Annotated in this window: 12 protein-coding genes; 2 read left to right on the plus strand and 10 right to left on the minus strand. The window is 58.4% G+C overall.

The genetic code is table 11. The features are described from left to right. The 6 genes from ispH to murJ all read right to left on the minus strand — a co-directional run. Window positions 1-680 (minus strand): 4-hydroxy-3-methylbut-2-enyl diphosphate reductase (gene ispH / locus ACESMK_RS17000; RefSeq protein WP_373001304.1); only part of this gene is annotated, 680 nt, incomplete at its 3' end. An 18-nt stretch (window positions 681-698) separates the two neighbouring features. Next, window positions 699-1,151, minus strand: a complete 453-nt coding sequence (gene fkpB / locus ACESMK_RS17005) for an FKBP-type peptidyl-prolyl cis-trans isomerase (protein ID WP_373001306.1) — start codon at window positions 1,149-1,151, stop codon at window positions 699-701. 5 nt (window positions 1,152-1,156) lie between these two features. Continuing rightward, on the minus strand, window positions 1,157-1,681 hold the full coding sequence (lspA, locus tag ACESMK_RS17010) for a signal peptidase II (protein ID WP_373001308.1): 525 nt from the start codon (window positions 1,679-1,681) through the stop codon (window positions 1,157-1,159). Next, window positions 1,681-4,500, minus strand: a complete 2,820-nt coding sequence (gene ileS, locus ACESMK_RS17015) for an isoleucine--tRNA ligase (protein WP_373001310.1) — start codon at window positions 4,498-4,500, stop codon at window positions 1,681-1,683. Before ileS ends, lspA begins: the two co-directional genes overlap by 1 nt. A gap of 74 nt (window positions 4,501-4,574) precedes the next feature. Then, on the minus strand, window positions 4,575-5,546 hold the full coding sequence (ribF, locus tag ACESMK_RS17020; protein ID WP_373001312.1) for a bifunctional riboflavin kinase/FAD synthetase: 972 nt from the start codon (window positions 5,544-5,546) through the stop codon (window positions 4,575-4,577). 81 nt (window positions 5,547-5,627) lie between these two features. After that, window positions 5,628-7,208: a murein biosynthesis integral membrane protein MurJ gene (gene murJ, locus ACESMK_RS17025; RefSeq protein WP_373001314.1), complete on the minus strand. Its 1,581-nt coding sequence runs from the start codon at window positions 7,206-7,208 to the stop codon at window positions 5,628-5,630. A 261-nt stretch (window positions 7,209-7,469) separates the two neighbouring features. On the opposite strand from murJ, the gene rpsT reads away from it, so the two are divergent. Next, complete coding sequence (gene rpsT, locus ACESMK_RS17030) at window positions 7,470-7,739, plus strand: 30S ribosomal protein S20 (protein ID WP_373001316.1); 270 nt, start codon at window positions 7,470-7,472, stop codon at window positions 7,737-7,739. 65 nt (window positions 7,740-7,804) lie between these two features. Here rpsT and proB read toward each other — a convergent pair whose 3' ends face one another. From proB to rplU, 4 genes are all read right to left on the minus strand, one after another. Next, entirely contained in the window at window positions 7,805-8,929 is a 1,125-nt protein-coding gene (proB, locus tag ACESMK_RS17035) for a glutamate 5-kinase (protein ID WP_373001318.1), read from the minus strand. Between the two features lie 36 nt (window positions 8,930-8,965). Beyond that, window positions 8,966-10,156, minus strand: a complete 1,191-nt coding sequence (gene cgtA / locus ACESMK_RS17040) for an Obg family GTPase CgtA (protein ID WP_373001320.1) — start codon at window positions 10,154-10,156, stop codon at window positions 8,966-8,968. A 144-nt stretch (window positions 10,157-10,300) separates the two neighbouring features. Further along, window positions 10,301-10,561, minus strand: coding sequence for a 50S ribosomal protein L27 (gene rpmA, locus ACESMK_RS17045; protein ID WP_008170742.1), 261 nt, complete (start codon window positions 10,559-10,561; stop codon window positions 10,301-10,303). Window positions 10,562-10,597: 36 nt separating this feature from the next. Then, window positions 10,598-10,909 carry a 50S ribosomal protein L21 gene (gene rplU / locus ACESMK_RS17050; RefSeq protein WP_008170744.1) on the minus strand — a complete coding sequence of 104 codons (312 nt, stop codon included), beginning with the start codon at window positions 10,907-10,909 and terminating at the stop codon, window positions 10,598-10,600. Between the two features lie 243 nt (window positions 10,910-11,152). Here rplU and ispB point away from each other — a divergent pair, with 243 nt between their 5' ends. After that, window positions 11,153-12,121, plus strand: a complete 969-nt coding sequence (gene ispB / locus ACESMK_RS17055; protein WP_373001323.1) for an octaprenyl diphosphate synthase — start codon at window positions 11,153-11,155, stop codon at window positions 12,119-12,121. Window positions 12,122-12,171: the final 50 nt, after the last annotated feature.

A 12,171-nucleotide genomic window follows, 5' to 3' on the forward strand; every position in this document is an offset into this window, starting at 1 on the left:
GAGCTGTTCGGCGAGCCCACCACCAGCATGAGATCGCAGTCGCCAGCCAACTGTTTAACGGCGTCCTGCCGATTCTGAGTGGCATAACAGATGTCGTCCTTACGCGGCCCCTGGATGTCCGGGAACTTTGCACGGAGGGCGTCGATGACCCGGGCGGTATCGTCCATGGACAGAGTGGTCTGGGTCACGTAGGAGAGCTTTGCGGGGTCTTTAACCTCAAGGTTGGCAACATCCTCCTCGTTTTCCACGAGGTAGATTTCACCACCGTTGCTGTGGTCGTACTGCCCCATGGTGCCTTCCACTTCCGGGTGGCCGTGGTGGCCAATCAGCACGCATTCCCGTCCGTCGCGGCTGTACCGCATGACTTCCAGGTGGACCTTGGTGACCAGCGGGCAGGTGGCGTCGAAGACTTTCAGGCCGCGGCGGGCGGCTTCGTTCTGGACCGCCTGGGAGACGCCATGGGCGCTGAAGATAACCAGCTTGTCGTCTGGCACTTCATCCAGCTCGTCCACGAAAATGGCGCCACGGTTGCGCAGGTTATCCACCACAAATTTATTGTGGACCACCTCGTGCCTTACGTAGATGGGCGCTCCGAACACGTCCAGCGCCCGGTTTACAATTTCAATGGCGCGGTCCACGCCGGCACAAAAACCTCGGGGATTGGCGAGTCGGATCTGCATATCAACCTGCTGCTCTGGTTAGTGGGCCGGGCCGACCGGCTCCACATCAATGATTTCTACTTCAAACGTCAGTGTACGCCCTGCCAGGGGGTGATTGAAATCTACCTCCACTTCATCACCTTCCACGCGGCTGACAACGCCAGGCAACTCACTCTGGCGAGCATCGGCAAAGGAGATCATCACACCGGGCTCCAGCACCATATCGGGGCTGAACTCATGGCGCTTGAAGGTCTGGATGTTATTCGGGTTGTGCTGACCAAAGGCTTTCTCCGGCGGCACCTCAAAACTGTCCCGGTCGCCGGCCTTCATGCCCATCAGGTAGGCTTCAAAGTTTTCCGGCAGGTTGTCATCGCCGATTTCCAAGGAAGCCGGCTCTTTCTCAAAGGTCGAATCAATCACTTCGCCATCCGGGAACTTCAGGGCAAAATGCAGTTTTACCCGGGTACCCTTGTCGACAGGCAGTTCATTCATAAGAGTTACTCACTCCTTTGCGCATCCCCGTCCGAGTCGGCGGGTTTGCGAAACATATCAAGAATCATCATGGCGGCACCGATGGTGATGGCGGTGTCAGCCAGGTTAAAGGCGGGAAAGTGCCAGTCCTGCCAGTAGAAGTGCAGGAAGTCGACCACGTAGCCGTGCACCACCCGATCGTAGACGTTGCCCAGGGCGCCGCCGAGTATGAGTACGATGGCAATGGCCGTCCAGGTTTCATGGCGCTGCAGGTTTTTCAGCCAGTAGACCAGCACCACGCTGACCACAAGGGCCAGAGTTACGAAGAACCAGCGCTGCCAGCCGGCCGCTCCGGCCAGAAAGCTGAACGCCGCCCCGGTGTTGTGGAGCAGCGTCAGATTGAACATCGGAATCACAGGAACCGGATCGCCGTAGGTCAGCATGGCGGTGGCCATGGCTTTGGTGCCGAGATCCAGAACGATCACCAGCACCGCCAGCCAAAGCCACTTCAATTTGCTCCCGGTGACCTGCTCCGTCATGGTCGCGTCCATCAGGCGTAGGCGCGGGCTTCGCCGGGCCCTTCCACGTTGGTCACACAACGACCACACAGGTCGTCGTACTTGGCGTTGCGGCCGACGTCTTCCCGGTGGTGCCAGCAACGCTCGCACTTGGCGTGAGTGGCCGGAGTCACCTTGACCCGAAGGCCCTCGTGGGAGGTCATCTCCGCATCGCCGGCTTCCGACACTGGCTTAACGCTGGCCTCGGAGGTGATCAGGACAAACCGCAGTTCCTCACCCAGGTGCTTCAGGTCGGCAGCAAGGTCGCCTTCACAAAACAGGGTGACTTCGGCGCTGAGTGAGCCTTTGATTTCACCCCGTGCCCTGGCTTCCTCCAGGCACTTGTTGACAGCCTCTTTCACACTGTACATCTCGCGCCAGTAGTCACGACCAAGCTCGGCGTTATCCGGCAACGCAGTAAGGCCTTCATACCAGGTTTCATAGAACACGGTATCGCTGCGCTTGCCGGGCAGGTGCTGCCAGATTTCATCAGCGGTGAAGCTGAGGATCGGAGCAATCCAGCGAACCAGCGCCTCGGCCACGTGGCACAGGGCCGTCTGGCAGGAACGCCGCGCCAGACTGTCGGCCTGGGTGGTGTACTGGCGATCCTTGATGATGTCCAGATAGAAGCCGCCCAACGTCGCTTCACAGAAGTTGTATACCTTCTGGTAGATCCGCAGGAAGGCGTAGTTGCCATAGTCCTCGTGAAGCTCTTCCTGCAATTGCAGGGCACGGTCCACCATCCAGCGATCCAGCGCGATCATGTCTTCCGGCGCCACCATGTGCTGCTCTGGATCGAATCCGGTAAGGTTGCTCAGCAGGAAGCGGGAGGTATTCCGGATCCGGCGGTAACCATCGGCGGTCTGGCGCAGAATGTCCTTGGACACGGTCATTTCGCCACTATAGTCGGTTGCCGCCACCCACAGGCGTAGGATGTCGGCACCCAGCTCATTCATGACTTCCTGGGGCGCGATCACGTTGCCCAGGGATTTGGACATCTTGTGGCCCTTGCCATCAACGGTAAAGCCGTGGGTCAGAACCTGCTTGTAAGGTGCCACCCCATTCATGGCAATGGACGTTTTCAGGGACGACTGGAACCAGCCACGGTGCTGGTCGGAGCCTTCCAGGTACATATCCGCCGGGAACTGCCCCAGTTCCTCGCGAACCCGCAGGACCGACTCGTGGGTTACGCCGGAATCAAACCAGACATCCAGGGTATCCGTTACCTTCTCGTACTGCTCGGCATCACTGCCCAACAGGGAAGACGCATCCAGCTCGTACCAGGCGTCGATACCGCCCTCCTCGATCTGCTGGGCCACCTGCTCGATCAGCTTCTGGGTGTCCGGGTGCAGTTCCTGGGTTTCCCTGTGGATGAAGAGAGTAATGGGCACGCCCCAGGTCCGCTGCCGGGAGATACACCAGTCCGGAGACTGATTGAACATGGCCTCAATACGGTTCTGGCCCCAGGAAGGCACCCAGCGCACACCCTTGATGGCCTCCAGGGCATCGGCGCGCAGGTTTTCCTTGTCCATGCTGATAAACCATTGGGGGGTGGCCCGGTAGATCAGCGGGGTCTTGGTACGCCAGCAATGGGGATAGCTGTGGCGGAACTTCTCGGAACGAACCAGCTTGCCTTCGCGCTCGAGCGCACTGCAAACCGGCTCATCCGCCTTGTAAACATGCACACCCGCCAGCTCACCGGCGGCCGAGGTGTAGGTGCCATCCGCCTGAACCAGGTTTATGGTGCCGATGTTGTAGGCCTTGCCCACCTCAAAGTCTTCCATGCCGTGGTCAGGCGCGGTATGAACAGCACCGGTACCGGCATCGGTGGACACGTGATCACCGAGGATCACCGGCACCTGCTTGTCGTAGATCGGATGCTGGAGAACCAGGTTTTCCAGGGCGGCACCTGAGCAGGTTGCCAGCACTTCGTAGCTCTCGACCTGCCAGCGCGCCATGATGCCTTCCACCATGTCGGCGGCCAGAATCATGCGCTCGGGCCCCTGGCCGACATCGGTCTGCACCAACGCGTAGTCCAGCTCCGCATTCAGTGAAACTGCCTGGTTGGCAGGAATGGTCCAGGGCGTGGTGGTCCAGATAACAACGGACACATCGCCACTGCCATTATCGGTGCCAAACAGTGACAGGGCTTTTGCCTGATCAACCGCGGTAAAGCGCACATCGATCTGGGTAGAGGTCTTGTCCTGGTATTCAACCTCGGCTTCTGCCAGTGCGGACTGACCCACCACACTCCAGTAAACCGGCTTGTAACCACGCACCAGATGACCCTTGGCGACAATCTTGCCGAGGGCACGAACAATACCCGCCTCAACCTTGGGATCCATGGTCAGGTAGGGCTTGTCCCACTCCCCCATCACGCCCAGACGGATAAAATCGGCCTTCTGACCGGCGATCTGCTTGGTGGCGTAGTCGCGACAGGCCTGGCGGAAGGTCTTGTAATCCACCTTTACACCGGCCTTTCCGATTTCCTGCTCCACCTTGTGTTCGATGGGCAGGCCATGGCAATCCCAGCCCGGCACGTAAGGCGCGTCGTAGCCCATGAAACTGCGGGACTTGACGATCATGTCCTTGAGAATCTTGTTGACCGCATGACCAATGTGAATGCTGCCGTTGGCGTAGGGAGGGCCATCGTGGAGGATGAACTTCTCCCGCCCTTCACGCTGCTTGCGCAGGTTGCCGTAGACGTCGAGGTCCTGCCAGCGCTTGAGCATGTCCGGCTCGCGCTTGGCCAGGTTGCCGCGCATGGGGAAGGCGGTTTCCGGCAGATTCAGGGTGTGCTTGTAGTCGCTCATGGTTTGTGTGCGTACTCTTTTGGTCTTGGTCAGTTTGGGTCAGTCGTTTATTCGTTGGGGCGCAGCCGGGCGTTTCAATCCGCGCTTTTCACAGAGCCGTTGTCGGCAATCCACGCTCGGGCATGCTCGAAATCCCGGGCAATCTGATCTTTCAGCTCATCCACGGAACCGAATTTTTCCTCGTCCCGCAGGCCATGGCGGAATACCACTTCCAGATGCTGGCCATAAAGTGTGCCAGCAAAGTCAAACAGGTGCACTTCCAGAGACGGCTGTTTGCCGTCCACCGTCGGTCGGACACCGATATTGGCCACGCCATCGAATCGGGAACCATCATCCAGGGTGGCCGCAACCACATAGACACCACGCAGGGCTGGTGTCCGGTGTAAAAGGATGTTTGCGGTTGGGGCGCCAATCTGACGCCCCAATTGACGGCCATAAACAACCCGGCCCCGGATTCGATAGGGGTGACCGAGAAGCGATTCAGCCCTCTCAAGTCCATTCACCGTCAGCAAATCCCGGACCCGGGTACTGCTCACTCGTTCTCCGTCTACCGTTACCGTCAGTGTGTTCTCGACGGTAAACCCGGCGTCTTTGCCCACTTTTTGGAGGAGCGCAAAATCGCCGGCCCGATCGCAGCCAAACCGGAAATCGTCCCCCACCACCAGATGCCGGACAGCCAGCCCCTGGATAAGGACCTCCTCAATAAAGCCCATGGCCGAATAACTACGAAACGCCTGATTGAAGCGCAGGCACAGGACAATATCGATGCCTTCCGCCAGCAGCGCCTCGAACTTCTGGCGAAATCCCATCAGCCTGGGTGGCGCTTCTTTGCCCTGAAAAAACTCCCGGGGCTGGGGCTCGAAAATCATTACTACCGAGGGCACACCCAGGGCTTCGGCCTTGCTTTTGACCTGATCAATAATGGTCTTGTGTCCAAGATGCACACCGTCGAAGTTACCGATGGTGGCGACACACCCGTTGGCGAGCGGCGAATCCTCCCGACGGGAAAGCATTTTCAGGTTGGTCAGGCCCCGGATCAGACGCATGCAATGCGAACCTTCAATTGCCAGCTAGCTTTCAGCGTTCACTTTCACGGTAACGCTGGTGAGAAAACGCGCGATTATACCTTACCTGTGCCGGAAATGTCTTACCCGAACCCCGGCCAGCGCCAGTGCAACGAAGTAGACGGCTACGCCTGCCCCTACCAGCAACGCCATATCCGCCGCCCGTTGATAACCGCCGTTTGCCAGCCACACCGACACCGGGGCGTTGAGCCAGACAATGATGGCCGCGAGCGCACCATTGGCAAACAGCAGCTGTAGCAGGAAACGGGGCCAGCCGGGCTGACTCTGCCAGGCCCCTTCCTTCCGCAGTCCGCGCCACAGCAGATAGCCATTCAACCAGGCCGATATGGAAGTGGCCAGCGCGAGACCGGCGTGAGCCAGAGGAAAAATGAGAATCAGGTTGAACACCATGTTGGCCACCATAGCAATGATGCCGATCTTGACGGGTGTTTTGGTGTCTTCTCTTGCGAAAAACCCCGGCGCCAGAACCTTGATCAGCATGAACGCCAGCAACCCCGCGGAATAGGCCCTCAAACTCTGGGCTGACATGGCCACATCCCTGTCAGTTACCGCCCCGTAGTGAAACAGGGTGGCAATCAGCGGCTCGGCCAACAACGCAAGCGCCAGGGCTGCCGGCAGACCAATCAACAGAACCGCCCGAACTGCCCAGTCCAGGGTGGCCGCGAACTGGTCCGCTGACGCCGCTGCGTGTTTGCGGGAAAGGCTCGGCAGAATCACCGTCGCAATGGCTATGCCGAATACCCCGAGGGGCAGCTCCGAAAGCCGGTCGGAGTAATACAGCCAGGAAACGCTTCCGGTCTGGAGAAACGAAGCCAGAACGGTATCAAGCAGCAGGTTGATCTGGCTTACCGACACTCCGAACAGCGCTGGCGCCATCAGCTTGAGAATCCGGCTGACACCTTCGTGGCGATAATCTACTCGAGGCCTTGGCAACAGGCCCAGGCGCATCAAAAATGGCAACTGGAAAAACAACTGCAGGGCCCCGGCAATGAAAACGCCCCAGGCCAGCGCCATCACCGGCTCATCCATCAGTGGCGTTAACCAGATGGCCGCCGCAATCATCGCCAGATTCAGGAGCACCGGGGTAAATGCCGGCACAGCGAAGCGATCGTAACTGTTGAGGATGGCGCCCGCGAAGGCAGTCAGGGAGATCAGCAACAGATACGGAAAGGTGATGCGCAGCATGTCGCTGGTGAGCGCAAATTTCACGTCGTCATCGAGGAAGCCCGGCGCAAAAACCGCCGTCAAGACCGGTGCTCCCAGAATGGCGACCAGGGTGACACCCAGTAGCACCAAACCGAGGGAGCCGGCCACGGCATTGACCAGTCGCTGCACGTCGGAGAGCGACTGATTCTCCCGGTAGGATGACAAGACCGGCACAAAAGCCTGGGAAAAGGCGCCCTCGGCAAAAAGTCGGCGCAGAAAGTTCGGAATCTTGAAAGCCACAAAAAAAGCATCTGCCCCGGCGCCGGCGCCGAAATAGCGGGCGATGACCATATCCCGAACCAGGCCCAACACCCGGGACAGCATGGTCATGATACCCACAAGCCCCGACGACCTGAGCAGGCCGGGCGCCTTGGGTAATTGCTTCTGTTCAGGCGTTGATTCAGGTTCCGACGACATGCAGGCCCTTGTCTGACATTCTGGACATCCTTTGGGCGCGAGTATTTCGGGAATTACCTGCTTCCCGGCTCAGCCCGCGTTCAGTGAGCCGCGAGTTTACCACAGGCCTTCTGTGTCGGGGCATGAAATGGGTTTTAGCCTTGACATTTGGAGGTTTGAGCGGCATAGTTCCGCGTCATTTATTTCGACGCGCTGGTTTTGGCGCGCCCGCGATGTAACGAATCATTCAGCAACGAATTTGAGATTTTCAGGAGTTTTACGGTGGCAAATTCCCCGCAAGCCAAGAAGCGCGCACGTCAGAACGAGAAGAACCGCAAGCACAATGCAAGCCTGCGTTCAATGGCTCGTACTTACATGAAAAAGATCCAATCCAAGATCGAAGCCGGCAACTACGAAGAAGCGCAGGCCGCTTTCCAGCAGGCCCAGCCGATTCTGGACAGCATGGTCAACAAAGGCATCTTCGCGAAGAACAAGGTTGCTCGTAGCAAGAGCCGCCTTAGCGCCAAGATCAAGGCCCTGAAGAGCGCATAAGTCGCTAGACTCAGGCATAAAAAAAACCGGCCAAATGGCCGGTTTTTTTTATGGGCGAACGATCATCACACAATCACCAGATTGTCCCGGTGGATCATCTCCTCGCCTGACATATAACCAAGAATTTCGGTAATCCGGTCACTGGACCGACCAGCAATGGCCCTGGCTTCATCGGCGTCGTAATTCACCAGTCCCCGGGCAATTTCACGGCCACTCTGATCGAAACAGGACACCATCTCACCACGCCGGAACTGCCCTGAAACTCCTTTAACGCCCACCGGCAGAAGACTACGCCCACCCAGGCAAAGCACTTTTACAGCGCCATCATCGAGAGTCAGCCTGCCCCGGGTTTGCAGATGACTGGCAAGCCACTGCTTTCGAGCAGCAATCCGGCCCTGCTCCGGCAGCAACAGAGTGCCGATTACATCACCCTGTCGCAGTCGACCAATCACGCCCTCAATGCGGCCACCCACAATGACGGTAAAAGCACCTGAACGGGCTGCCAGCCGCGCAGCCCGCAACTTGGTCTGCATGCCGCCCCGACCAAGAACCCCGGCGCCGCCTCCTGCCATGGCATCCAGCTCGCGATCACCGGCTCTGCGCTCGGTCACCAAACGGGCATCCGAATGTTTCCTCGGATCCTTGTCAAACAGGCCCAACTGGTCGGTCAGTATAATCAGGCCGTCAGCCTCAATCAGATTGGCAACCAGTGCGCCCAGGGTGTCGTTATCGCCAAACCGGATCTCATCGGTAACCACGGTGTCGTTTTCATTGACAATTGGCACCACACCGAAGTTCAGCAAGGCGCGGAGGGTGCCACGGCCGTTAAGGTAACGTTTGCGGTCGGACAGATCGTCATGGGTGAGCAGAATCTGGGCAGTATGAATATCGTGCCGCTTGAACTGAGCCTCCCAGGTCTGCACCAACCCCATTTGGCCGACAGCCGCAGCCGCCTGAAGCTCATGGAGCTGCTCTGGCCTGACCGTCCAGCCCAAACGACTCATCCCCTCCGCGACGGAACCAGAGGAAACAACAACCACCTCTACGCCGTCTTCGATCAGCTCTGCAATCTGATCCACCCATAAACCGAGAGCAGCCACATCCAGGCCACGGCCGTCGTTGGTCAGCAAGGCGCTTCCGATCTTGATAACCAGGCGGCGAGCCTGGCGCAGCTGTAGGCGTTCAGTCATGGTGCGTGAGCGATCTCTCTGGTGTCAGTCCTGCTTTTAGTCCGGGGCGTAAACCACTTCAACGTCGTAATCATCATCGTCAAAGTCGTCGTCATCTTCTTCACGGGCCGCGCGGCGGGCCTGGCGCTCGGCTTCAATGCGGGCGCGAGCCTCATCGTCCATCTGCCGACGACGCTGGGCTTCCCGCTCGGCAAACTCCGGGTTCTGGGCCTCTTCTTCAGCCTGTTCCTCAATCCAGCGCATGACGGCCTGAGCCAGGGACTTGGTGCCCTCGCCGCTAAGCGCGGAAATCCAGAATACCGGCCCCTGCCATCCGAGCTCGTCGACAATCGCCTGGCAATGGGCATCGCGATCTTCCTCGGCCACCATGTCCACCTTGTTCAGCACCAGCCATCGCGGACGATTGGCCAGGGTTTCACTGAACTTCTCCAGTTCATGCTCGATCGCTCTGACCGCATCGGCGGGCGAGGAGCCATCGTAAGGCGCAACATCAACCAGATGCAGCAAGAGGCGGGTACGAACGAGATGCTTCAGGAAGCGGATACCCAGCCCTGCACCTTCGGCCGCACCTTCAATCAGACCGGGAATATCGGCAATCACGAAACTCTGATGCGCCTGCACGCTGACAACGCCAAGATTAGGCACCAATGTGGTAAACGGATAGTCGGCCACTTTCGGGCGCGCCGCTGACACAGAACGGATAAAGGTGGACTTGCCGGCATTTGGCATGCCCAGCAACCCCACATCCGCCAGCACCTTCAGCTCCAGCCTCAGATTGCGGAGCTCGCCCTCGGAGCCCTTGGTGGTCTGGCGTGGCGCACGGTTCACCGAAGATTTGAAGCGGGTATTGCCAAGACCATGAAACCCGCCCTGGGCAACCTTCAGGCGCTGACCGGCGTGGGTCAGATCCCCCAGCACCTCGTGGGTATCCATATCGACCACCGTGGTACCAACCGGAACCGGCAACACCAGGTCTTCGCCCTTGTTGCCGGTGCAGTTCCGGCCGGAGCCTGGCTCGCCATTCTGAGCCTTGTGTTTGCGCTGGAACCGGTAGTCGATCAGCGTGTTCAACGACTCCTCGGCTTCCAGATACACGGAACCACCATCGCCCCCGTCGCCGCCATCGGGGCCACCCTTGGGAACGTATTTTTCACGCCGGAAGCTCAGGCAGCCATGACCGCCCTTGCCGGCTTCCACAATGATGGTGGCTTCGTCTACGAATTTCATGAATCAACCCTTTGCGCCATGCGCATAAACTAAAAAGCCCCGCAGCCTCAAGGAAGCTTTGCGGGGCTCCGGATGGCTCTGAAAACCTGATGATATCAGGATATCAGGGCCACCCAAGGTTCGACAGAACCGGATCGCCGCTGCTTACGCAGCCGGAACGATGCTCACGAACTTACGGCTCTGCGGGCCTTTGGTTTCAAACTTCACCTGGCCGTCTGCTTTCGCGAACAGGGTATGGTCCTTGCCAATGCCAACATTGCTACCAGCGTGGAAACGGGTGCCACGCTGACGGATGATGATGCTGCCTGCAGATACAGTCTCACCGCCGAAGCGCTTCACACCAAGTCGTTTCGACTCGGAATCGCGACCGTTACGGGTACTACCTGCTGCTTTTTTATGAGCCATTACCAGCCTCCTTATTTAAGGGATAATTCGAGAGCCTCAGCCCTTGATACCCGTGATCTTGACTTCAGTAAACCACTGACGGTGGCCCTGACGCTTCATGTGGTGCTTACGACGACGGAACTTGATGATCTGAACCTTGTCGTGACGGCCGTGGCTAACCACTTCTGCAGTCACTTTGGCACCATCAACAACCGGCGCGCCTACCTGAACCTTGTCGCCGTCGGCGATCAGCAGAACGCGATCGAACTCGACGTTGCCACCGGTTTCAACTTCCAGCTTTTCCAGCTTCAGGGTCTCGCCTTCCTTTACACGGTGCTGCTTACCACCGCTAACAATAACTGCGTACATTCACTCGTTCTCCACGATTGACCCATCCCTGCTCTTATCCACCTGGTTCTAAGGGAGGCGCTCTGGCGACCCTATAGCAGGGAGCGCAGGTTGGGATGAGTTGGGCGCGTGATTGTACGAAAAGACGCACTACAACACAAGCCAAGTTGACACTACCTTCGGCAATACCTAGCATTGCCGCGACCTGCCTTTAATATCAACGATCGTAACGACGATAACACCAGCAAGGGATCTACAAGCCGCATGACAGCCCAGCGCATTTACGACACCGTGGCCGACGACTTCAGCCGCGTTAATGACCTGATCATCCAGCGGCTTTCCTCAGATGTTCCACTGGTGGAGAAAATCGCCCAGTACATCATTGAAAGCGGCGGTAAGCGCTTGAGACCGTTACTGGTTCTGCTTTCCAGCCAGGCCGCCGGCTACAAGCAAAACGATCATCTCAAACTCGCCGCCGTGATCGAATTCCTGCACACGGCTACCCTGCTGCACGACGATGTAGTGGACACCTCGGACATGCGTCGGGGCCGGAGCACCGCCAACGCCCGTTGGGGCAACGCGCCAAGCGTTCTGGTAGGTGATTTCCTCTACGCCCGAGCGTTCGAGATGATGGTGGAGCTGAAAAGCCTGCGCATCATGGACGTTTTGTCCCATGCCACGGCGGTAATCGCAGAAGGCGAGGTTATGCAGCTGATGAACGTGAAGAATCCGGATCTCACAGAAGACCAGTACATGAAGGTCATCCATAACAAGACCGCCATGCTGTTCGAAGCCGCTTCCCACACCGGCGCCCTGCTCGCCGATGCCAATGACGCGCAGGAGCGTGGACTGAAAGACTACGGCAAGCACCTGGGCCTGGCTTTCCAGCTGGTCGACGATGTCCTGGATTATCGGGGCGACGCCGAAGCCATGGGCAAGAACGTGGGCGACGACCTCGCAGAAGGCAAGACCACCCTACCCCTGATTCACGCCATGACCCATGGAACCGAGGAAGAGCGGCAGCTTATCCGTCAGGCGATCCGCAAGGGCGGCCTGGATGATCTGCCCCGGATCCTCGACATCGTTGAGCGCTCAGGCGCAATCGAATACACCATGACAAAAGCCCGGGAGCAGGCCGCGCTGGCCTCTGGCTGCCTGAAATGCCTTCCCGAATCAGCACACAAGGAAGCGATGGTATTGCTGACTGACATTGCGGTTGCGCGGGTTAGCTAGTGAGCTTTTTCGCTAGCGGTTTGTCGGATTACGGCTCCGCCTAATCCGAC

The organism is Marinobacter sp. (assembly GCF_041687235.1).
Taxonomy (GTDB): Bacteria; Pseudomonadota; Gammaproteobacteria; order Pseudomonadales; family Oleiphilaceae; genus Marinobacter.